This is a genomic window from Corallococcus sp. EGB (genome assembly GCF_019968905.1).
Taxonomy (GTDB): domain Bacteria; phylum Myxococcota; class Myxococcia; order Myxococcales; family Myxococcaceae; genus Corallococcus.
The window spans coordinates 3083079-3104039 of sequence record NZ_CP079946.1; the positions used below are offsets into that span (position 1 = coordinate 3083079).

Here is a 20961-nt window from a genome sequence, read left to right on the forward strand (position 1 = left end):
TCTACACTTGCACCCGTGGACGCAAGCGAACGCATCTTCAAGTACCACGGCCTGGGCAACGACTTCGTCGTCCTGGACCGCCGCCGCACGGGCGTGGACATCAACGCGGAGCAGTCCCGCTGGCTGTGCGACCGGCGCCGGGGCATCGGTGCGGACGGGGTGCTCGCCATCCTCCCGTCGCCCCGCGGCCTTGCCCGCATGGTCGTCCACAACGCCGACGGCAGCATCGCGGAGATGTGCGGCAACGGCCTGCGCTGTGCGGTGAAGTATCTGGTGGACCACTCCGGCGAGCACCCCGCGCTCATCGACGTGGAGACCGGAGCGGGCGTCCTCACCTGCGAGCCCGGCTACGGCGACGGCGGCGTCGTCGGCGTGGACATCTCCATGGGCCCGGCGCGGCTGGTGGCCGCGAACCTGCCCTCCGGGCCGACCGGACAGCCCTTCGTGCGCGCCCCCGTGCCCGGCCATGAAGCGTTGCTCGGCACGGCGGTGAACATGGGCAACCCGCACCTGGTGCTCCTGGATCAACCCCTGGAGGCCGCCGAGCGCCTGGGCCCCGTCCTGGAGCGGCACCCCGCCTTCCCGGACCGCACCAACGTGGAGTTCGTCCGCGTGGACGAGGACGGTCTCACGGTCGTGGTCTGGGAGCGCGGCTGCGGCCTCACCCAGGCCTGTGGGACGGGCGCGTGCGCGTCCGCGGTGGCGGCCGTGCTGGCGAAGCGCCTGCCCTCGAACGCCTGGCTGCGCGTCACCCTGCCGGGCGGCGACCTGAAAATCCGCGTTCCGGACGACCTGTCCGACATCCGGCTGCGGGGCCCCGTGTCCTTCGTCTTCGAAGGCGTTGTCGCGCTTCCAAGGGCCCGATAGCCTTCGGTTTTCCTCTCTTCCCCCCTCGCGAGCGCCGTGGCCGGTCCCATCCTCGTCGTCGACGACGACCTGTTCTTCCGACAACTCGCCACGGACCTGCTGTCGCGCCGGGGGCACCGCGTGGTGGCGGTGGAGAACGCCACCCTCGCCCTGGAAGAGGTCTCCCGGGCGACGTTCGACCTGGTCCTCACCGACGTGGTGATGCCCGGCGTGGACGGCTTCGCGCTCACCGCGCGCCTGCGTGAGCGGGACCCCGAGCAGGAGGTCATCCTCGTCAGCACCCGCGACGACGTGCAGGGCTCGGAGGTCGCGCTGCGCCTGGGCGTGGCGGACTGCCTGGTCAAGCCCGTGGAGGAGTCGGACCTGCTGCTCGCGGTGGACCGCGCCATGGAGCGCGCCCAGCTGCGCCACGAGCGCGCGCGGCTCCAGGACGAGAACCTGGAGTTCGCCCGCTTCCACAACCTCCAGCAGCGCTGCCTGGAGCTGCTCTCCCATCCGGACCTGGAGTGGCTCCAGGAGCGCGTCATCGCGGACCTGGGCGCGGTGTGCGACGCGCAGAGCGCCGCGCTGTGGGTGGTGGACGACCGGGGAGACCTGGCGCTGCGCTCGTACCGGGGCCTGCTCGACAAGCAGTTCCTGCCGGAGAAGATGAGCCCGGAGGGGCCGCTGTCCCTGCGCCTGCGTGAAGCGGCGCCGTGGCTCGCGCGCGATGAGCGCTCCCCGGTGCTGTACGTGCCGCTGGTGGCCACGGGCGAGGTGATGGGCCTGGCGCAGCTGTCGGATCCGCTCACCGGCGACTTCCGGCTGGAGCACACGCGCGACGCGAAGGTGCTGGCGGACTTCGCCGCGGTGGGCGTGAAGAACGGCCGCAAGCTGATGGCGCTCCAGCGCCTGGGCCTGCGCGACCGCGACACCGCCGCGTACAACCTCAGCTACTTCACCGACTATGCGTCCAAGGAGATCTACAAGGCGCGCCGGTACGGCCGCACGTTCTCGCTCCTGACCTTCAGCATCGACAACCTGCCGCTCGTGCGCGTGCGGCTGGGCGCGCAGGACGCGAAGAAGGCCGTGCGCGGCATCATCAAGGCGCTCAGCAAGATCATCCGCGACTCGGACGTCATCGCGAAGGCGAGCGACCAGGAGTTCTACCTCCTGTTGCCTGAGACGGACTTCTTCGGCGCGATGATGTTCGTGCGCCGCGCGGTGGCCGCCGTGCGCGACGAGCCGGAGGTGCAGGACGTGGAGCAGCGCCTGCCGCTGGCGCTCGTGGGCGGGGCCAGCACCTTTCCCAAGGACGGCGAGGACTTCGACGAGCTGGTGCACCGCTGCCGCCGCCGCATGGACGAGCGCCGCGCGTCGCTCCAGCGCCGGCTGATGCTGGACGGGCTGCCGTTCTGGGACGAGGTGGACCTGCTTTTGGGCACGCCCAACAGCCCGCGCCTGCCCACGGATGACCGCGCGGAGCCCAGCCGCCGGGGCAAGGTGGCGGACGTGCTCTTCGACGAGCTCCAGGTGGAGATCGCCCGGGAGCTGGTGCGCGACCCGGGCTCGCGCGGGCTGCTCTACGTGGGCGGCCCGGAGATCCGCGCGGACCTGCCGCTGGCGGTGGGCCTGGAGCAGGCGCCGCCGGACCTGGCGTCGCGCATCTACCTGTTGGGAAGGCGCGTGGACCTGGAGTCGCACGCGGCGCTCACGCCGGTGTTCCTGGAGGGCGACGAACGGGTGTCGCGCCACGAGTTCATCCTCTGGCTGTCGGAGAGCGCGTCGTACGCGCTGATCCAACGGCGGGGGCGGGGCGCGACGTGGGGGTTCCACACCTCGGACACCGCGGTGGTGGACGGGCTCATCTCCAAGCTGCAGGCCGAGTACGACCTGCAGCCCTACTGACGTAACGAAGCGGAGCAAGCGACCGTGGCCCAGGTGCGGAAGATCCTCATCGCCGACCCCGACCTCGACTCGGTGCGCGCCCTGTCGCGGGCGCTGCGCACGAAGGGGTATCAGGTGCACTACGCGCCGGATGGCTCGCGGGCCCTGGAGGTCGCGGTGCTCCGGCACCCGGACCTGACGCTCTTCGACGAGGCGTGCCGGCTCCTGGACGCGCGCACGTTCGTGCAGATCCTCCGCACCAACCCGCGCACGGAAGACATCCCCGTGGTGCTCACCACGTCCAGCCTGGACACGGACCGGGCGCGGGGCATGCGGGACGGCACGCTGCGCAAGCCCTTCAACCTGGACGAGGTGCTCAGCCGCATCGAGCACATCTTCCGCCGCAACGAAGCGGCCAAGGACCTGAAGAGCGAGCAGCAGGAGATCGAAGGCTCGCTCAGCCAGCTCAGCATCCCGGACCTCATGCAGATCCTGGGCATGAACAAGCGCAACGGGCGCCTGGCGCTGGAGCGCGGTTCGGAGCGCGGGGAGATCACCGTCTCGGAGGGGCGCACGGTGAACGCGCGGCTCGGGAGGGTGGAAGGGGAGAAGGCGCTGTTCCGGCTCCTGGCGTGGACGGAGGGCAACTTCACCTTCACGCCCGGCACCAGCGCCGCGCGTCCGCGCATCAACCGCGCGATGGACGACGCGCTCCTGGAGGGCATGCGCCAGTCGGACGAGGTGAACCGCCTGCTGCCGGGTCTGCCGCCGCGCCACACGCGGCTGATGCTGGCACCGGAGGTGGACCTGTCCGAGGAGCAGCACCCGGTGACGGCGCAGGTGATGGAGCTGCTCCGTCAGCCGCGAGCGCTGGGCGAGGTGCTGGACCTGGCGCCCGCGACGGACATGGAGGTGCTGGGCGTGCTGTCCACGCTGCTCCAGAAGGGCGTGGCGCGCCCGACGGAGAGCGAAGGCCAGAACCTGGGCGCGGGAGACCTCATCGGCGCGGCGGAGGTGCACGCGCTGCGCGGGCGCCTCTTGCGCACCCGCACGCTGGCGAAGGTGGCGACGGCGAAGGTCTTCGTCTGTGGCAGCGGCTCGTCCGCGGCGCGGCGCATCCTGGCGCGGGTGCCGGGGCTGGAGGCGATGTCCGCGGACCCCACCGCGGTGAAGAGCGGCTTCGGGACGCTGGGCCGTCTTGAGTTGAGCGACGTGCTGAACGTGGACTTCTGCGTGCTGCCGCCCGCGGAGGCCGCGCGTCCGCTGTGGCGCCCGTTCAGCGCGGGGGCCATTGGCGCGCTGTTGATGGACACGTCGGAGCCGGCGGTGCGGCTGGCGCATTATCTCGCGTGGGAGGTCCGCATCCCCATCGTGGTGGTGGGCACGGAGGTCCCCGCGCCGCTGCAGGGAGCCCCGGCCGGAGTGAGCGCCCCGGGCGAGGACCTCACCGAAGCCCTGCGCGCCATGCTGGTCCAGGCGCTCAACCCCGCGCCCACGCTGCCCGGCGTCACCCAGGTGCAGCGCGCGTCCGTGACACCCAGCTGATCAGCTCCGGCGCTCCAGCGACATGGGGAGCGCCCCCCTGGGCCGCAGCGTCACGTTCGACTCCGCTTCCATCGTGAAGCCGGGCGCCGCGCGCAGGCGGTAGCGCCGGGCCACCGTGGCCAGCAGGAGCTGGGCCTCCATCAACGCGAAGCTGTTGCCGATGCACTGCCTTGGCCCGCCGCTGAAGGGGAAGTACGCGAAGCGGTGCCGCTTCGCGGCGGCCTCGGGGGCGAAGCGCTCCGGACGGAACGCGTCCGGCTCCTCCCAGAAGTCCGGGTGTCTCTGCGTGACGTAGGCGCTCACGTCCACCCAGGTTCCCTTCGGAATGTGGAACCCACCGACGACGTCATCCTCCTTCACGGCGCGGCTGATGACGATGACGGGGGGGTACAGCCGCATCGCCTCCTCCACGACCTGCCGCGTGTATCCAAGCTTCGGCACGTCCTCCATCGTGGGCGCGCGTCCGCCCAGCACCGCGTCCAGCTCCGCGTGCAGCCGCGCCTCCACCTCTGGATGCATGGACAGCAGGGCCCACGTCCAGCTCAGCGCCGTGGCGGTCGTCTCATGGCCGGCGAGGAGCATGGTCATCACCTCACTCCCCAGCTGTTCGTCCGTCATGCCCTCGCCGGTGTCCTCGTCGCGCGCGAGCATCAACATGGAGAGCAGGTCGCCGGTGTCCTCGCTGCGCTGGCGCCGCGCGGCGATGATGCCCTGCACGGTGTCGCGCAGCGTGGCGCGCGCCCGCCGGAAGGCCCGGTCGTAACGCGTGGGGAGCACGGGCGGCAGCATCCGGAAGGTGCGGAAGCGCTCCGTCATCTGTTGGCTCAGCTCGGTGAAGGACGCGCCGACCCGTTCGGTCTGGTCCTCCACGGACGTGCCGAAGAGGGCCTCGCCGACGATGCCCAGCGTCAGCCGCATCATCTCCTCGTTGACGCCCACGGCTGTTCCGTTCGCGGCCGCCGGTTCCCATCGCTGGAGCATCGCTTCCGTCCGGCGGACCATGCCCGCGGCCATGCCCGCGATGCGCTGCCGGTGGAAGGCGGGCTGGGCGAGCCGCCGCTGCCGGAGCCAGAAATCCCCTGTGCTCGTGAGCAGGCTATCGCCGGTGATCCACCGGCCCATGCGGTACGCGAAGTGGTCCTTCGTGTAGTTCTTCACGTGCTCCTGCAACACGTGCTTCACGCCGTCCGGATGCGCGATGAGGTGCGAGCGCATCGGGCCCAGCCGGTAGCGCACCACGTCCCCGTACTGCCGATGGAGGTCTCCCAGGCAGGCCAGGACGTCGCGGCGCACCTCGGGCAGGATGCCCATGAACACGTGGCCCCGAGGGCCTGGAGCCTGGCGGCGGACGGCGCTGGTCATCGAACACGACCTCCTGGCGGGAAGTATCGCTCGTCAGGCAGCGCGTGGGGATACAGGCACCGGAATCCGCTCGGGACGCGGAATGTTTTCCCAGGGGCGCGGCACACGGCCACGCCGGAGAGGGGCGCGCGGATGATCAAGACGCTGAGGGACGCGGAGGAGCTGGTGCGCACGCGCCACGTCATCACCGAGGTGCCCACCCACGGGCCCACGTCCCTCGTCGAACAGGTCATGGGCGCCCGGCCCACCGGCAGCTGGCGCGACCACGCGAAGGGGCGGCTCGCGTACCGGCTGGGGCGCATGTTGCGCGCGTCGAAGGACGTGCTCGCGGTGCGGCTCGTGGAGGGCAAGGTCGCCTTCGTGGACCCCACGCTCTGGCCCGCCGTGTACCGCGTCGCCATGGAGCCCTCGCGCCGCCGTCCGTCCCTCCAGGGGCTGTCCCCGGACGCCCGCGCGCTGCTCACCGCCGTGGAGCGCGACAAGCGCGTCCCCCTGGACAAGGAGGGCCCGTGGACCAAGGCGCGCGAGGCCCTGGAGGAGCGCCTGCTGGTGCACGTCTCCGAGGCGCAGGAGGACGACGGCCGCCACGTCGCGGTGCTGCGCTCCTGGCGGGGCTGGGCCTCTCCCACGCTCCAGGCGGACGCGGCCCGGCTCTCCTACGAGGACGCCCAGGCGCGGCTCCGGGCGGCGTGTGACGGGGCACCTACCGGACTGGGGCCCTGGGTGTTCTAGCCGCGCAGGGCCCTCAGGCCGCTTCGTCCAGGACCTCCAGCGCGTCCCTCACCCCCGGCAGCCGGGCGAGCAGCTCGTACTCCGCGGGCTGGAGCATGGACACGCGGCGCCCCGCGACGCGCTCCATCCACAGCTCGATGCGGTGCTCCCCCTCGGGGTTGACCTGTCGCGAGATGCGGGCGCGGCGGCCCTCCTTGTGGCAGGCCAGGATGTCCTGCTGGAGGCTGCGCAGCCGGCGGAACACCTTCAGCGCCATCCGACCCTCGGGGGTGTCGAACGTGTGGAAGTGCCGGTTCCGCGACAGCGGCCGGCTGGGATCATGAAGCCTCTCCACGAGGCGGCGCACGAAGGGGTCCATCGACGCAGAAGGATAACATCCGCTACCCTGTCCCTCAGCGATGCCCCATCGATTTTTCCCCCGTCCCTGGACGCTCGTCCTCCTCCTGCCGCTTGCCTGCAAGGACCCTGAGACGGCGGCCGCGCAGAAGCAGGCCACCCAGGTCCAGAACTCCCTGTCACAGGGGCGTGAAGCCCTCGCGCAGGGGCAGTACGTCCGCGCCATCTCCGAGCTGCAGAAGGCCGCCAACGCCGCGCCGGAGAGCGTGGAGCCGCTCCTCCTCCTGGCCAGGGCCCATCAGGGCGCCGGCAACCCGGGCGCATCCATCCTCACCCTCAAGCAGGCGGAGAGCCTGATTCCGGGGACGGACCCCGTCATCCAGAAGCAGCTCGCGGACCTGTATCTGGGGGAGGGACAGACGCCCCAGGCCATCTCCACGCTCGTCGCGCTCAGGGACGAGGGCAAGCTGCCCAAGGACGACGTCCTGGCGCTGGCCCGCCTCCAGGCGCGGCAGGGCCACCCGGACGAGGCCTTCTCCACGCTGGAGCGCATCCTCCGGGAGAACCCGGACGACGCCGCGACGAAGACGGTGGAGGCTGAAATCCTCCTCATGAAGGGCGACGAGCTGCTCGCGGCCAACCTGATGGACCGGGTGCTCCAGAGCTCGCCGAGCTTCACGCCCGCGCGCCTCCTGCGCACGCGCTTCTTCCTGATGAGCGGCGTCAACGACATGGCGGAGGCGGACCTCCAGGCCGTGCCGCCCGAGGACGCGGAAACCACGGACGTGGTGACGATGAAGGCCCGCGTGCTGATGGCGCTCGGGCGCCCGGCGGAAGCGGAAGGCGCGCTCCGGAAGCTGCTGGAGGACGACGCGGACAACGCGGAGGCCGTCGCGTGGCTGGCGGAGATCGTCTGCGCCCAGGGCCGCGCCTCCGAGGCCCAGCAACTGGTGGACCGCGCGCTGCACCTGCGCCCGCGCTTCGCCCGCGCCCTGTACGTGCGCGGCCGCGTCCTGGAGGAGCAGGGCGACGCGCGTGGGGCGGAGGACAGCTACCGCTTCACCCTCAAGACGGAGCCCACCTTCGCGCCCGCGCTGTCGCGCATGTGGCGGCTGCACCTGAAGGCCGGACGCAAGCCGGAGGCCCAGGAGGTCCTGGAGCAGCTGACCCGCCTGAACGAGGCCACCGTGGAGGAGAAGGCCGCGCTCGCGGGCCTCTACGCCCAGTTCGAGACCCAGCTGCCGCGAGGCCGGAAGCTCATCGAGGAGGCCCTGAAGCGCGAGCCCCAGAACCCCGAGTACCTGCGCATCCAGAAGGCCATCGACAAGGCGACGCCCAAGAAGAAGAAGGCCCCGACGGGGCCCATCATCATCCGCGGGCGGCGCTGAGGACGGGCGCGGAGGAGGGCAGGCCCGCCGCCTCCGCGACCACCTTCTCCAGCGCCTTGTGCCCCTTGCGCTGACCCACCGCCACCACGAGCAGGTTCTCCCGGGTGAAGTAGCGCCGGGCCACCTCGCGCACCTGCGCGGCCGTCTGCCGGTCCACCTGATCCGCGCGGTGGCCGAACGTCTCCGGGCGGCGGAACAGCTCCACGCCGCCAAACCACCCGGCCAGCTCCCCCGGCGAGTCCTGGGAGAACTCCAGCAGCATGCGGTGGCGGCGCTTGGCGCGGTTCAGCTCCTCTTCGCTCGCGTCCTTGTCGCAGAGCTCCGCGAGCACGCGCAGCGCCTCCGCCACCACCAGCGACGCCTTCTCCGGCGCGCTGGCCGCTTCGATCTCGAAGAGGCTCAGGTCGTGGTACGTGTCCAGGCCCGCCTGCACCGAGTACGCCAGGCCGCGCTTCTCCACGATCTCGAAGGGCAGCCGCGACGACAGCCCGTCGTCCAGCAGGCGCCGCAGAATCTGGAGCGCGGGGAAGTCCTCGTGCTGCTCCGGCACGGCGCGGAAGGTGAGCTTGAACTCGGTCTGCGACTCGTCATGGGAGACGAAGTGGAAGTGCGGCCCGGGACCCAGCAGCGATGGCGCGCTCTCCGTGGTGGCCTCGCCCCTGGGGAGGTGGGCGAAGGCGCGCTCGGCCAGGGCCAGCACCTCAGAATGCTTCACGCTGCCCGCGGCGGACACCACCAGGTTGCCGGCCACGTAGTGCCGGGCGAAGTGCTCCCGCACCTGCGCGTGGGTGAGGGCCTTCACGGACTCGCGGGTGCCGGCGATCTTCAGGGACAGCGGGTGGCCGGGGAACAGCAGGCGCTTGGACAGGTTGTCCAGGTCGATGTCGCGCCCCTTGTCGTCCACCTCGTCGAGCATCTCCTCCAGGATGATCTGCCGCTCCACCTCCATGTCGGTGAGGCGGGGGCGGGTGAGCATGTCGCCGATGACGTCCAGGCCCACGCCCAGGTGCGCCGGGTGCAGCGGGGTGTAGTAGTAGCCGTGGTCGCGGGTGGTGGCGCCGTTGAGGTTGCCGCCCGCCTCCTCCACGGCCGCGTTCATCTTCACCGTGTCCGGCCAGGCCTCGCTTCCTCGGAAGAAGAGGTGCTCCAGGAAGTGGCTGACGCCGTTGTTCTCCACCGTTTCGTGGCGGCTGCCGGTCCGCACGTAGACGGCCAGGAGGGCGGTGTGCAGGTGGGGCGTTTCGACGGTGACGACGCGCAGCCCCGAGGGCAGCACGTCCCGGTACGGTGTAAAGCTCATGCGCGAGGAAGCCTTAACACGAAGGTCGTCCCCTGGCCGGGAATACTCTGGCAGGAGAGTGAGCCCCCGTGGGCCTGGAGGATCTGCTGGCTCACCGCGAGCCCCAGGCCCGTGCCGCCCTCCTTGGTGGTGAAGAAGGGCTCGAAGAGGTGGCGGCGGACCTCCTCCGTCATGCCGTCGCCGGTGTCGCGCACGGTCACCTCCACGTCGCCGTCGCGCGGGGCGGTGGCCACGGTGAGCCTGCCCCCGGCGGGCATGGCCTCGCGGCTGTTGCGCAGCAGGTTCAAGAACACCTGCCGCAGCTGGCCCTGGTCCGCGAGCACGCGGGGCGTGTCGGGCGCGAAGTCGCGCACCACCTCCACGCCCGCGCGCACCAGCTCCTCGCGGGTGAAGTCGAGCACTCCGTCGAGCACCGCGATGATGTCCTCCGGCTCCAGGTCCGGCCGGGCGGGGCGGGCCATGCGCAGGTACTGCTCGGTGACGTCGGTGAGGCGATCCACCTCGTGGGTGACGGCCAAGAGCAGCTCGCGCGCCTCCGTGGCCGTGTCCTGCGAGTCGAAGCGCGCGCTGTCCACCGCGTCCTGGAGCAGCTCCACGTTGAGGCCGATGGAGGACAGGGGGTTGCGCACCTCGTGGACGATTTGGGCGGAGATGCGACCGACCGCGGCCAGCTGCTCCGCGCGCATCAGCGCCTCCGCCTGGGATTTGAGCTGGGCCTCGCGCGCCTGGAGCGAGCGGGCCATCTGGTCGAACTCGCGCGCGAGCAGGGCGACCTCGTCCTCGCCGCGCACGCCCAGCTGCGCGGAGTAGTCCCCCTTCCCGATGCGCGACACGCCTTCGATCAGGGTGCGCACCGGGCGCAGCGTGCGGGAGGACCACGCGGTGACGCCCACGCCCACGCCAATGGCCATGATGGACAGCGCGATGATGGTGAGGCCCGTCCGGCGCTCGCGCTCCTCGGCGCCGTCCACGCGCTCGCGGATGCGGTTGGTCAGCGTGGCGCGCAGCACGCGCAGCTCGCGGCCGATGGCGCTCTCCAGCTGGCGCAGCTCGGCGGTGGCGCGCGTCACCTCCTGGCTCTCCGGCGACTCCGAGGCGAGCGCGGTGAACACGGCCTCCACCGCGCGGCCGTAGGCCTGGGAGTTGCGGGCCAGCTCCGCGAAGCGCGTGTCCAGCTCGTTCACGAAGGGCACCTCGCCCTCGGGGGCGAAGGTGAGCACCTCGCGGGCCTTGGCGCGGGCGGCCTCCAGGCGCTGGGCCATCTGGGGCGCGTAGTACAGGCTCGCCAGCCGGATGAGGGCGCGGCGCGTCTCCACGCTGTTCTGCTCCAGCACGCGCTCGGTGTCCTTCTCCTGGCTGGTCTGGAAGGTCTCCAGCGCGGCGGCGTCCTGGGACAGCTGGAGGTAGCCCTGGCTGACCAGGCGGATCTCCAGCCGGTTGCGGTGCAGCTCCGCCACGCTGAACAGGGACACCGCCCCGAACGTCAGCAGCACCAGCGCGTAGCCCAGGAAGATGCGGGTGGCGAGCGAGAGCTTCATGGAGGAGGGGACAGGACATACGTCCTGGGGCGGGCGCATTACAGCGCAATCCCCGCCGCCCCGCCTGCTTCCGGCCGTCTGGACTCCACCCCTCCGGGGAGGGGGGCTGGTAGCGTCCGCCGCATGGCTCCGCGCTTCGTCCGCTCCACGCTCCTCGCTGGCCTCGTGGCCCTCACCCCCGCCTGCGGGGAGAAGGAGGTCCGCCCCTCCGTGGACCTCATCACCGCCTCCTGCGCCGGCACGCAGCCCCTGGCCGGGGTGACGCACCTGCGCTTCCGCGTGACGGGGCCGGGACTCGACACGCCGCGCGAACGGGTGTCGACGGTGGCCTGGACGGAAGCGGACGTGCCGGCCGTGCCGCAGGGCGGCGCGCGGGTACTGGAGGTGCGGGCCTACGTGGGCGCGCCGGATTCGGGCGGACGGCTGGTGGCGCTGGGCCGCACCGCGCCGTTCGAGGTGACGGAAGGGCAGGCGCCCACGGTGCGGGTGTTCCTGCGGCGGCTGGGGGAGTCCGTGCCGGTGAACCTGGCGTCCGCGCCGGGGACCTGCTCGCTGCCGGCCGAAGCGCGCGCGGCGCACACGGCCACGACGCTGCCGGATGGACGCGTGCTGTTCACCGGAGGCTACCGGCCCGAGGCGAACGGGGCGCGCCCCGTGTCGAGGACCTCGGAGCTGTTCAACCCGGCGGACGGCACGTTCAGCCCCGGACCGGACGTGGGCGCGCGGGCGTTCCACACGGCGTCGCTCCTGCCGGAGGGCCGCGTGTTCCTCGCGGGTGGCGCGGAGTCCTTCGCTCCCGTGACGTTGCAGCCCACGGCGCGTCTCGTGGACCCGGGGTCGGGCGCGGTCACGGAGCTCACGCCGAAGGTCGCGCGCTACCAGCACGCGGCAGCGGTGGACGCGGCGGGACACGTGCTGCTGGTGGGCGGACGCGCGGCGGATGGACGCGGGGTGTTCACGGCGGATGCCTTCGACAGTGCCTCCGGTCGCTTCGTGGACGGGGTCGGCGAGGTGCGCCGCGTCGACGCGACGCTGGTGGCCATGGAGGATGGGAAGACGCTCTTCATCGCTGGGGGCGCGGACACAACAGGGCCTGTTCCGGAGGTCCTGTCCCTCGGCTTCAACGGGATGGACCTCGAGCGTCTGGCGAACGTTCCGCCCCGGCTGCGAGTGCCCCGCGTGGGCGCGGCCGTGGCGGTGCTGGGACGGCCGGACGAGTCCCCCCGCCCGTTGCTGGTGGGCGGCTTCGACGGTGTGGATCCCACCCAGGGCGCGCGCCCGGTGGGCGTCTCCGAGGTGCTGGAGAACGAAATGACCGTGCGCGACGGCCCGGCGTTGATGCCCCGGAGCAACCCGTGCGCGGTGACGCTGCCGGATGGCCGCGTGGTGGTCATGGGCGGGCGGGGCACGAACCCCGGCACGACGACCGCGGTGCCCTGGGCGGAGCTGATCACCCCGCACGCGGGCGCGCAGCCCACCGTGCTGGGCCTGCCGCTGATTCCGCAGCCGCGCGTGTGGCACACGTGCTCCGCGCTGCCGGATGGCTCCGTGCTCGTGGTGGGCGGCGTGGACGACAGCACCGGGGAGATCCGCGCCAACACGGAGGCCCTGGTCGTGATGCCGCCGCCGCGCGACTGACGACGGCGGGCCTCCAGAAACACCAAGGCCCCGCGTCCCGGCGAGGGGGACCGCGGGGCCTTCAGGCTTCAAGCCGGGATGCGGCTCAGGCGTTGGACGGCGGGGCGTCGGAGGGCTTCGCCTCGCTGTCGCTGGACGCGGGCTCCGTGGCGGCCGGGGCCTCCGTGGGCGTCGCGGCGGCGGCGGCGCGGGCCTCCGCTTCGGCGCGAGCGCGGGCCTGCTCGTCGCTGCGCTGATCGCTGGCGGCGACCTCGTCCGGCGTCAGCTCCGTGCGGTCCGCGAGCATGCCCGTCTTCTTCTCCAGGTCCTTGATGGCCCGGCGAAGCAGGTCGCGCTCCAGGAGCGTGCGGTTGAGGCGCTTCTCCAGCGCCTTGTACTTGTCCTTGCCCAGGTCGGCCTCGGACTTCGTCACGGACAGGATGCGCGCCTGCGTGTCGGCGCGGCCCTTCAGCCGGCGGACTTCCTTCTCCAGCTCCGCGGCGCGGGCGCGGTCCTTGTTGGCCGCCTGCTCCAGCCGGTTCATCTTCTCGCGGTCCGCGTCGTTCAGCTCGCGGTAGCGGCGCACGGGCTCGGCCGGGGCCACCGGCGCGGGCGTCACGGACACCGCCGCGTTCACCACGGGCTCGCTCGCGGGCGCGGCGATCTGCTCCGACGGGGCGGGGGCCGCCGGAGCGGCCACGGGCGTGGGGACGGCGGCCGGGGCGGTGACCGGAGCCTCACGGCGGCGGGGCGCGCCGCGCGACTCGGTCTCGGCGCGCAGGCGGGCGTTCTCCGTCAGGGCCTGCGCCAGCTCCGCGCGAGTCTGCTCCAGCTGGATGCTGGCGTTGCGCTCCACCTCGGCGCGGGCCTTCAGCAGGTCGTTCGAGCCCTTCTCGCCTTCCTTCTGCTCGAAGAGCTTGCGCTTGGCCTGCTTCAGCTGCTCCTTGACCTCCTGGAGCTGCGTGCGCTGCTCGTCCAGCTCCTTCTGCTTGCGCTGGACCTCCGATTCCGCCTTCGCGCGCGCCTTGCTCTCCGATTCCAGCTCGCCACGGAACGACGGCGCGGAGGAGGAAGAAGAGAGCGAGGGACGGCCCGCGTTGGCACCAGCGCCGCTCTTGTCTCCGAAGAGCAGCAGGCCGAGCGTCACGGCGAACCCGACCGATACGAGGATGAGTGCAACCAGCAAGGGAACGACCTCCACAGAAGGATGCAAAAAGCGGGGCAGCCTAACTCCCGGACATGGCGCGTCAAGGCTTCACTGGCAGGCAACCCGGCGGGCCCCGCCCGCGGCGCTGGCTCGGGCCGGGAGTCCATCCGTCTTCCGGCTCCCCTGGAGGCGCGGTCCTGGGGCACGCTGGGGCCCCATGGCGCACCTGGAGTTGAAGCCGAAGCGGGACGTGTCGAGCTTCCGCAAGCTCGCCATCGGCAGTTGGGCGACCGCGTATGACCCCACGGTCTACGGCACGCTGACGGTGCGCATGGATGCGGCGCTCGCATACCTGGACGCCTTCCATCAGCGCACCGGCGTGCGGCTCAGCGCGACGCACCTGGTCCTCAAGGCGGTGGGCGAAGCGCTGCGCCGCTGCCCGGACGCCAACGCGCTCCTGCGCTACCAGCGCATCTACCTGCGAAAGCGCATCACCGTGTGCGCGGTGCTCCCCGGAGCGGACCGACAGGGCCTCACGCCCGTGCGCATCGAGGACGTGGATCAAAAGTCCGTGCGCGCTCTGGCGCTGGAGGTGGAGTCCGCCGCGGCGCTCGTGCGCGAAGGCAGGGACCCGCGGGTGGAGCACGGCCGGCGCCTCCTGGAGCGCGTGCCGCACCTGCTCCTGCACCGCTTCACCGGGCTCGTGTCGTTCCTCACGTACACGCTGAACCTCAACCCTTCATGGCTGGGCCTGCCGAGGGATCCATTCGGCTCGGCGGTGGTGGTGGACGTGGGCGAGCTGGGGCTGGACACGGCGTACCTGCCGCTCGCGCCCTTCACGCGCGTGCCCATCTTCCTCGCGCCCGGGGGGGTGCGGGAGGTGGCGGTGGTGGAGGAGGGGAGGGTGGTGCCCGGCCACGTGATGAACATCAACGCGTCCTTCGACCACCGCTTCCTGGACGGCTACCACGCGGGCGTCATCGCCAGCACGCTGCGGGAGATGCTGGAGCACCCGGTGGAGGCCTTTGGCCCCTTGCCGGATGCTCCGCTTCCTGCCGGCCGCTAGTATGCGTACTCCCAGCCGCCGCGGCCGCGCGTCCCCTGGCCCATCCGCGCGCTCATCTCGCGCAGGCGGCGCACGCGCTCCGGGATGGGCGGGTGCGTGGAGAACAGCGACATCACCCCGCCGTGGTGCAGCGGGTTGACGATGAACAGGTGCGACGTCGCGGGCGCGCGATCATACGGGATGGCCTCCGCGCCGCGCTCCATCTTCAGGAGCGCGCTCGCCAGCGCGTCCGGGTCTCCGCACAGCTCCGCGCCCGTGGCGTCGGCGCCGTACTCGCGCGAGCGGCTCACCGCCAGCTGCAGCAGCGTGGCCGCGATGGGCGCCACCAGCAGCAGGCCCAGGTTGGACAGCGCCCCGGCCAGGCCGTCCTCACGGTCGTCGCCGCGGCTGAGCATGCTGCCGCCGAACCAGAAGAGCATCTGCGCCGCGTAGCTGATGATGCCCGCGAGCGTCGCCGCCACCGTGCCGATGAGCGTGTCCCGGTTGCGCACGTGGCCAAGCTCGTGCGCCAGCACGCCCTCCAGCTCGCGCCGGTCCAGGATGTCCATGATGCCCGCCGTCACCGCGACCGCCGCGTGGCTCGGGTTGCGGCCCGTGGCGAACGCGTTCGGCTGCGCCGTGGGCAGCAGGTACACCTTCGGCTTCGGCATGCCCGCGCGCGCGGCCAGCCGCGCCACCATCTCATGCAGCCACGGCGCCTGCTCATAGGACAGCGGCTGCGCGCCGTGGATGGCCAGCGCGATGCGGTCGCTGAACCAGTACGAGCCGAAGTTCATCACCACCGCGAAGAAGCCCGCCATCACCAGGCCCTGCGCGCCGCCCAGCCGCTGACCGATGACGAGCACCAGCGCCGTCAAGCCCGCCAGCAGCACGGTCGTCTTCAAGGCATTGCCCAGCCGGTGCCACCCGCCGCCCTTGAGCGCCGGTGCCGCCGGTCCTCGGGATGTCATGTGGGGGTCACGCTGCGCCATGGTCCTCTTTCCGTGCCTTTCGCCCCGTCAAGGGGGCCACACGAAACGTAAGCAGGCGCGAAGGAGCGTCAACGTGACGGGGCCAGCCTGCCCCGGAGGCCCATGGCCCCGGCCGCCGGTCGTCTCAAACGTAATCCGCTCAAAGGTAGAAACGATCCGTCACGCCCGCCGTACGCTGGAGGATGGCGCTCCAACCGAGCCAGACGTCAATGCCACTGTCGCCCGCCTTCGACTCGCTCCCCAGGGCACCGAGCGAGCCCGTGCAGCCCGCCACCGTGCCCAACCCGGAGTCGCGCACGTGCTCCAGCAGCATGCGCACGGTGGGCATGCCACGCGCCTCGAAGCGGTCCGCCACGTCCTCGCGGCCGGTGAAGTCCGGCTCGTCCAGCCTGTCCGTCAGGAAGCGTTCCAGCGCCCACCAGAACAGGTACACCTCCGCGCGCCGTCCGGCGGCCGTCGCCGCGGCCGCGATGGAGAGCCCCTGGTGCACCCGGTCGTATTCGCCACTGTGCAGGAAGACGACGACCCTGTTGTCCGGCGTGCTCACGCGCAGGCTCATACCGTCCAGAAGCCACCGCGTCCATCCACGCCTCGGGGGCGACCGCTGGGGCCCTTTGGCTTGCACCTCGGCCCTGGCGCTTGCTAGGAACCCAGGGACCTTCCAGGCTTACACGTTTTTTGCAGCGACAGCGCGGGTGGCTTTCAGCGACATGGGCGACGAGACGACAGCCAGGCGGAAGGATGCCCACCTCGATTTGTGCGCGACCGGAGACGTGGAACCGGCGCAGAACTCCACGCTGCTGGAGTGCGTGCACCTCATCCACTGCGCCATGCCGGAGATGGCGGTGGAGGACGTGGACCTGAGCACGCCGTTCCTGGGCAAGCGGCTCCAGGCGCCGCTGCTCGTCACCGGGATGACGGGCGGCACGGAGCGCGCGGGCGCGGTGAACCGGGACCTGGCGCTGCTCGCGGAGCGGCACGGCCTGGCCTTCGGCGTGGGCAGCCAGCGCGCGATGGCGGAGCACCCCTCGCGCGCGGCGTCGTACGCGGTGCGCGACGTGGCGCCCACGGTGGCGCTGTTGGGCAACATCGGGCTGTACCAGGCCATTGGCCTGGGCGTGGACGGCGTGCGGCGGCTGATGGACGCCATTGGCGCGGACGGCATGGCGCTGCACCTCAACGCCGGCCAGGAGCTGACGCAGCCGGAGGGCGACCGCGACTTCCGGGGCGGCTACCGTGTGGTGGAGGAGCTGGCGCGCGCGCTGGGCGACCGGCTGCTGGTGAAGGAGACCGGGTGCGGCATCGGCCCGGACGTGGCGCGGCGCCTGGTGGAGCTGGGCGTGTCCAACGTGGACGTCTCCGGGCTGGGCGGCACGTCGTGGGTGCGGGTGGAGCAGCTTCGCGCGGTGGGCTCGCAGGCCCAGGTGGGCGCGGAGTTCAGCGGCTGGGGCATCCCCACCGCGGCGGCCATCGCCAGCGTGCGCAAGGCGGTGGGGCCGGAGGCGCGGCTCGTCGCCAGCGGCGGGGTGCGCGGTGGGCTGGAGTCCGCGAAGGTGCTCGCGCTGGGCGCGGACCTGGCGGGCATGGCGCTGCCGCTGTTCCGGGCCCAGCAGCAGGGGGGATTGCCGGCCGCCGAGGAGGCGTTGAAGGTCATCCTCACCGGGCTGAAGCAAGCGCTGGTGCTGACGGGAAGCCGTACCGTCACGCAATTGCGCCAGCGGCCCCGCGTGGTGACCGGAGCGTTGAAGGATTGGTTGGCGGCGTTGTGATGCAGGGTGGATCCCAGGTTGGGAAGGAAGAACATGTCTGACACCGTGACGTCCCGGCTCGCCGGATTCCACAAGCTGCCCCTGGAAGAGCGCCTGGCGCGCATCGGCCAGATGTTCCGCCTGACCGAGGCGGAACTGGAGCAGCTGCGCGGAGAGAGCGGCCTGGACCTGTCCATCGCCAACCAGATGATCGAGAACGCGGTGGGCACGTTCTCCCTGCCGCTGGGCCTGGGCCTCAACCTCAACGTCAACGGGCGCGACTACCTGGTCCCCATGGCCGTGGAGGAGCCCTCCGTCGTCGCGGCGGTGTCGTTCGCGTCCAAGATCGTCCGCGAGGCGGGCGGCTTCACCGCGGAGGCCGACGAGTCGATGATGATCGGCCAGGTGCAGGTCTCCAACTACGGCGACCCCGGCCTCGCGTCCGAGAAGATCCTGGAGGCGAAGGATCAGATCGTCGCCCTGGCCAACAGCTTCCACCCGGCCATGGTGGCCCGCGGCGGTGGCGCGAAGGACGTGGAGGTGCGCCTCCTGCCCGCGCCGGAGGGGCCGCGCGGCGAGCCGCTGCTCATCGTCCACCTCCTCATCGACGCGCAGGAGGCGATGGGGGCGAACCTCATCAACACCATGGCGGAGGGCGTGGCGCCGCTGATCGAGCAGCTGACGGGCGGCCGGGTGTACCTGCGCATCCTGTCGAACCTGGCGGACAAGCGGCTCGCGCGCGCCACGTGCCGCATCCCGCTGCCGCTGCTGGCGGACTTCGGCCTGCCGGGCGAGGTGATCGCCGAGGGCATCGCCCAGGCGAGCCGCTTCGCCGAAGCGGACCCGTACCGCGCCGCCACGCACAACAAGGGCGTGATGAACGGCATCGACGCGGTGGCCATCGCCACGGGGCAGGACTGGCGCTCCATCGAGGCGGGCGCGCACGCGTTCGCGTGCCGCAAGGGGCAGTACCGCCCGCTGTCCACCTGGTACCTGGAGGAAGGGCACCTGGTGGGCCGCATCGAGCTGCCGCTGGCGCTGGGCCTGGTGGGGGGGCCCATCAAGATCCACCCGGGCGCGCAGGTGGCGCTCAAGCTGATGCGCGCCACCAGCGTGCGCGAGCTGTCCATGGTGTTCGCCGCGGTGGGCCTGGCGCAGAACTTCGCCGCGCTGCGGGCCCTGGGCTCCGTGGGCATCCAGAAGGGCCACATGGCCATGCACGCGCGCAGCGTCGCGGTGACGGCGGGCGCGCGCGGCGGGGACGTGGAGAAGGTGGCCAACCTGCTGGTGAAGGCCGGACACGTGAAGGTGGAGAAGGCGCGGGAGATCCTCGCGAGCCTGCCGCCGGAGACGCCCGCCATCGCCACCCTCACCAACGGCTGACCCGGAAGCGCCCCCGACCCGAGGGGGCGCTTGACGGGACCGGGCGGCGCGCGGAATGAAGCGTCCGCCCCCCTTCCGCGTGCCAGGTGCCATGACTTCCGCAAAGAATCCCCTGGTCGCCTTCGGTGCCGGCAAGGTCATCCTGCTGGGCGAGCACAGCGTGGTGTACGGCTACCCCGCCATCGCCGGCCCCCTGAGCATCGGCGTGGTGGCGCGCGGCATGCCTTCGCGCTCGTGCGTGCTGGACGTGCCGGTGACCGCGGACGCGGCGCAGAAGCGGCTGATGCGCAAGGCGTTCGCGCGGGCGGCGCGGCTTGTGGGCGAGCCGAAGGTGAAGGTGACGCTGGAGCCGCAGCTGCCGCTGTCCGCGGGGCTGGGCAGCTCCGCGGCGCTGGCGGTGGCCACGTCGCGCGTGCTCTTGCAGGCGGCGGGGCAGGCGCCCACGGCGAAGGCGACGGCGCGGCTGGCGTGGGAGATGGAGCAGGAGTTCCACGGCACGCCGTCCGGCGTGGACCACACCACCAGCGCGGAGGAGAAGCTCATCCTCTACCGGCGGGTGCAGGCGCCGGCGGGTGTCACCGGACGGGCGCGTGAGCTGAAGAGCCCCAGGCCGGTGTCGGTGGTGGTGGCGCTGGCGGGGGCGCGCAGTCCCACGAAGCTGACGGTGGGGGCGCTGCGCGAGCGGCAGGCGCGGTGGCCGGAGCGCTACAAGCGGCTCTTCGGTCAGGTGGGCAGGCTCGTCGCCGAGGCGGCGAAGGCGGTGGAGGCGGGTGACGTGGAGGGTCTGGGGGACGCGATGAACGTCAACCAGGGCCTGTTGAACGCGCTGGGGCTGTCGTCGCCAGCGCTGGAGGACATGGTGTTCCGGCTGCGCTCGCTGGGCGCGCTGGGGGCCAAATTCACCGGGGCGGGAGGTGACGGTGGCGCGGTCATCGGCCTCTTCCCCGAACCGGAGCCCGTGGTCGCGCGGCTGACGCGCGACGGCGTGCGCTGCTTCGCGAGCCAGCTCGCGGGGCCGCGGGCCCAGGGAGGCATTCCATGAAGGCAACGGTCCGGGCGCATCCCAACATCGCGCTCGTGAAGTACTGGGGAAAGCGCGACGAGGCGCTCATCCTCCCGCACCAGTCCAGCCTGTCGCTGACGCTGGCGCCCATCCACGTGACGACGACGGTGGAGTTCGGCGCGTCCGCGGACGCGGTGGAGCTGCACGGCCACGTGGCCAAGGGCAGCGAGCGAGACCGCGTGCTGCGCCTGCTGGACGCGGTGCGGGTGCAGGCGGGGCGCGACCTGGGGCCCGCGAGGGTGGTGTCGCGCGGGGACTTCCCCATGGCGGCGGGCCTCGCGAGCAGCGCGGCGGGCTTCGCGGCGCTGGCGGTGGCGGGGCGCGCGGCGGCGGGGCTGCCGCAGGACACGCGGGCGTCCAGCATCCTGGCGCGGCGGGGCAGCGGCTCCGCGTGCCGCAGCGTGCAGGGCGGCTTCTGCGAGTGGATGCGCGGCGAGCGCGCGGACGGCGAGGACAGCTACGCCGTGCAGCGCTTCGACGCGGGGCACTGGGCGGACCTGCGCATGGTGGTGGCCATCCTCGACCGCGGCGAGAAGGAGGTGAAGTCGCGGGACGGGATGAAGAACACGGTGGAGACGAGCCCGTACTACCCGGCCTGGGTGAAGGACGCGGAAGCCGAAGTGCCCCGCGCCCGGGAGCTCATCGCGAAGAAGGACCTGGAGGCGCTGGGCGAGCTGTGCGAGCGCAACGCGTGGCGCATGCACTGCACGACGCTCTCGGCGGAGCCACCGCTCTCCTACCTGAGCCCGGCGACGCTGGGGCTCATCCAGCACCTGAAGGAGCAGCGCAAGAAGGGCGTGCCGGTGTGGTTCACGCTCGACGCGGGGCCGAACCCGGTGCTGCTCACGGACGCGGCCCATGAAGTCGCGGCGGAGGCGCTGGCCCGCGCCTGCGGCGCCGTGGACGTGGTGCGCTGCGTGCCCGGCGGTGACGCGGCGCTGCTCACCGAGCACCTGTTCTGACGAACTGCGCGTTTCGCTGGAGCGGGCACGAGGCTCCAGCGGATGCGCCGCTCGCTCCGCCTGGCGGAAT

The 20961-nt window shown here is 72.0% G+C and carries 18 protein-coding genes; 11 read left to right on the top strand and 7 right to left on the bottom strand.

Annotation, left to right across the window (positions count from 1 at the left end):
• Positions 1-15 precede the first annotated feature (15 nt).
• The 3 genes from dapF to KYK13_RS13205 are packed head-to-tail and all read left to right on the top strand — an operon-like array spanning position 16 to position 4278.
• Positions 16-867 carry a diaminopimelate epimerase gene (gene dapF / locus KYK13_RS13195; RefSeq protein WP_223644613.1) on the top strand — a complete coding sequence of 284 codons (852 nt, stop codon included), beginning with the start codon at positions 16-18 and terminating at the stop codon, positions 865-867.
• Positions 868-903: 36 nt separating this feature from the next.
• Positions 904-2754: a response regulator gene (locus KYK13_RS13200; protein WP_223644615.1), complete on the top strand. Its 1851-nt coding sequence runs from the start codon at positions 904-906 to the stop codon at positions 2752-2754.
• Between the two features lie 24 nt (positions 2755-2778).
• Complete coding sequence (locus KYK13_RS13205; protein ID WP_223644618.1) at positions 2779-4278, top strand: DUF4388 domain-containing protein; 1500 nt, start codon at positions 2779-2781, stop codon at positions 4276-4278.
• Here KYK13_RS13205 and KYK13_RS13210 read toward each other — a convergent pair whose 3' ends face one another.
• Positions 4279-5640, bottom strand: a complete 1362-nt coding sequence (locus KYK13_RS13210) for a cytochrome P450 (protein ID WP_223644620.1) — start codon at positions 5638-5640, stop codon at positions 4279-4281.
• Between the two features lie 132 nt (positions 5641-5772).
• On the opposite strand from KYK13_RS13210, the gene KYK13_RS13215 reads away from it, so the two are divergent.
• Entirely contained in the window at positions 5773-6372 is a 600-nt protein-coding gene (locus tag KYK13_RS13215) for an RNA methyltransferase (protein WP_223644622.1), read from the top strand.
• 13 nt (positions 6373-6385) lie between these two features.
• On the opposite strand, the gene KYK13_RS13220 is transcribed toward KYK13_RS13215, so the two are convergent.
• Entirely contained in the window at positions 6386-6730 is a 345-nt protein-coding gene (locus tag KYK13_RS13220) for a hypothetical protein (RefSeq protein ID WP_223644624.1), read from the bottom strand.
• A gap of 40 nt (positions 6731-6770) precedes the next feature.
• Between KYK13_RS13220 and KYK13_RS13225 the strand changes: the two genes are divergently transcribed.
• Positions 6771-8096 (top strand): tetratricopeptide repeat protein, encoded by a 1326-nt coding sequence (locus tag KYK13_RS13225; protein ID WP_223644626.1) that lies wholly within the window; start codon positions 6771-6773, stop codon positions 8094-8096.
• Here the strand turns inward: KYK13_RS13225 and KYK13_RS13230 are convergent.
• Positions 8077-9396, bottom strand: coding sequence for a pitrilysin family protein (locus tag KYK13_RS13230; protein ID WP_223644628.1), 1320 nt, complete (start codon positions 9394-9396; stop codon positions 8077-8079). The two genes, KYK13_RS13225 and KYK13_RS13230, sit on opposite strands and share 20 nt — an antisense overlap.
• Complete coding sequence (locus KYK13_RS13235) at positions 9393-10934, bottom strand: HAMP domain-containing sensor histidine kinase (RefSeq protein ID WP_223644630.1); 1542 nt, start codon at positions 10932-10934, stop codon at positions 9393-9395. Before KYK13_RS13235 ends, KYK13_RS13230 begins: the two co-directional genes overlap by 4 nt.
• Positions 10935-11057: 123 nt before the next feature.
• Here KYK13_RS13235 and KYK13_RS13240 point away from each other — a divergent pair, with 123 nt between their 5' ends.
• Positions 11058-12572 carry a hypothetical protein gene (locus KYK13_RS13240; protein ID WP_223644632.1) on the top strand — a complete coding sequence of 505 codons (1515 nt, stop codon included), beginning with the start codon at positions 11058-11060 and terminating at the stop codon, positions 12570-12572.
• Between the two features lie 85 nt (positions 12573-12657).
• Here the strand turns inward: KYK13_RS13240 and KYK13_RS13245 are convergent, their stop codons facing one another.
• A complete protein-coding gene (locus KYK13_RS13245; protein ID WP_223644634.1) occupies positions 12658-13737 on the bottom strand; it encodes a cell envelope biogenesis protein TolA in 1080 nt (359 codons plus the stop codon).
• A 178-nt stretch (positions 13738-13915) separates the two neighbouring features.
• On the opposite strand from KYK13_RS13245, the gene KYK13_RS13250 reads away from it, so the two are divergent.
• On the top strand, positions 13916-14764 hold the full coding sequence (locus KYK13_RS13250) for a 2-oxo acid dehydrogenase subunit E2 (RefSeq protein WP_223644636.1): 849 nt from the start codon (positions 13916-13918) through the stop codon (positions 14762-14764).
• Here the strand turns inward: KYK13_RS13250 and KYK13_RS13255 are convergent.
• Entirely contained in the window at positions 14761-15714 is a 954-nt protein-coding gene (locus tag KYK13_RS13255) for a zinc metalloprotease HtpX (protein WP_223644638.1), read from the bottom strand. The two genes, KYK13_RS13250 and KYK13_RS13255, sit on opposite strands and share 4 nt — an antisense overlap.
• A gap of 160 nt (positions 15715-15874) precedes the next feature.
• Complete coding sequence (locus tag KYK13_RS13260; protein ID WP_223644639.1) at positions 15875-16294, bottom strand: hypothetical protein; 420 nt, start codon at positions 16292-16294, stop codon at positions 15875-15877.
• A gap of 151 nt (positions 16295-16445) precedes the next feature.
• Between KYK13_RS13260 and fni the strand changes: the two genes are divergently transcribed.
• From fni to mvaD, 4 genes are all read left to right on the top strand, one after another.
• On the top strand, positions 16446-17504 hold the full coding sequence (gene fni, locus KYK13_RS13265; RefSeq protein ID WP_223644641.1) for a type 2 isopentenyl-diphosphate Delta-isomerase: 1059 nt from the start codon (positions 16446-16448) through the stop codon (positions 17502-17504).
• A gap of 33 nt (positions 17505-17537) precedes the next feature.
• Positions 17538-18866: a hydroxymethylglutaryl-CoA reductase, degradative gene (locus tag KYK13_RS13270; RefSeq protein ID WP_223644643.1), complete on the top strand. Its 1329-nt coding sequence runs from the start codon at positions 17538-17540 to the stop codon at positions 18864-18866.
• A gap of 91 nt (positions 18867-18957) precedes the next feature.
• Positions 18958-19908, top strand: coding sequence for a mevalonate kinase (mvk, locus tag KYK13_RS13275; RefSeq protein ID WP_223644645.1), 951 nt, complete (start codon positions 18958-18960; stop codon positions 19906-19908).
• Positions 19905-20891 carry a diphosphomevalonate decarboxylase gene (gene mvaD, locus KYK13_RS13280; protein ID WP_223644647.1) on the top strand — a complete coding sequence of 329 codons (987 nt, stop codon included), beginning with the start codon at positions 19905-19907 and terminating at the stop codon, positions 20889-20891. The genes mvk and mvaD overlap by 4 nt, the downstream gene beginning before the upstream one ends.
• Positions 20892-20961: the final 70 nt, after the last annotated feature.

Bases quoted from the DNA above. Each gene is read 5' to 3' on its own strand.
- mvk (WP_223644645.1), top strand. From the start codon at position 18,958: ATGACTTCCGCAAAGAATCCCCTGGTCGCCTTCGGTGCCGGCAAGGTC.
- KYK13_RS13255 (WP_223644638.1), bottom strand. From the start codon at position 15,714: ATGACATCCCGAGGACCGGCGGCACCGGCGCTCAAGGGCGGCGGGTGG.
- KYK13_RS13235 (WP_223644630.1), bottom strand. From the start codon at position 10,934: ATGAAGCTCTCGCTCGCCACCCGCATCTTCCTGGGCTACGCGCTGGTG.
- KYK13_RS13215 (WP_223644622.1), top strand. From the start codon at position 5,773: ATGATCAAGACGCTGAGGGACGCGGAGGAGCTGGTGCGCACGCGCCAC.
- KYK13_RS13230 (WP_223644628.1), bottom strand. From the start codon at position 9,396: ATGAGCTTTACACCGTACCGGGACGTGCTGCCCTCGGGGCTGCGCGTC.
- KYK13_RS13250 (WP_223644636.1), top strand. From the start codon at position 13,916: ATGGCGCACCTGGAGTTGAAGCCGAAGCGGGACGTGTCGAGCTTCCGC.
- KYK13_RS13210 (WP_223644620.1), bottom strand. From the start codon at position 5,640: ATGACCAGCGCCGTCCGCCGCCAGGCTCCAGGCCCTCGGGGCCACGTG.
- fni (WP_223644641.1), top strand. From the start codon at position 16,446: ATGGGCGACGAGACGACAGCCAGGCGGAAGGATGCCCACCTCGATTTG.
- KYK13_RS13270 (WP_223644643.1), top strand. From the start codon at position 17,538: ATGTCTGACACCGTGACGTCCCGGCTCGCCGGATTCCACAAGCTGCCC.
- KYK13_RS13220 (WP_223644624.1), bottom strand. From the start codon at position 6,730: ATGGACCCCTTCGTGCGCCGCCTCGTGGAGAGGCTTCATGATCCCAGC.
- KYK13_RS13240 (WP_223644632.1), top strand. From the start codon at position 11,058: ATGGCTCCGCGCTTCGTCCGCTCCACGCTCCTCGCTGGCCTCGTGGCC.
- KYK13_RS13260 (WP_223644639.1), bottom strand. From the start codon at position 16,294: ATGAGCCTGCGCGTGAGCACGCCGGACAACAGGGTCGTCGTCTTCCTG.
- KYK13_RS13225 (WP_223644626.1), top strand. From the start codon at position 6,771: ATGCCCCATCGATTTTTCCCCCGTCCCTGGACGCTCGTCCTCCTCCTG.
- mvaD (WP_223644647.1), top strand. From the start codon at position 19,905: ATGAAGGCAACGGTCCGGGCGCATCCCAACATCGCGCTCGTGAAGTAC.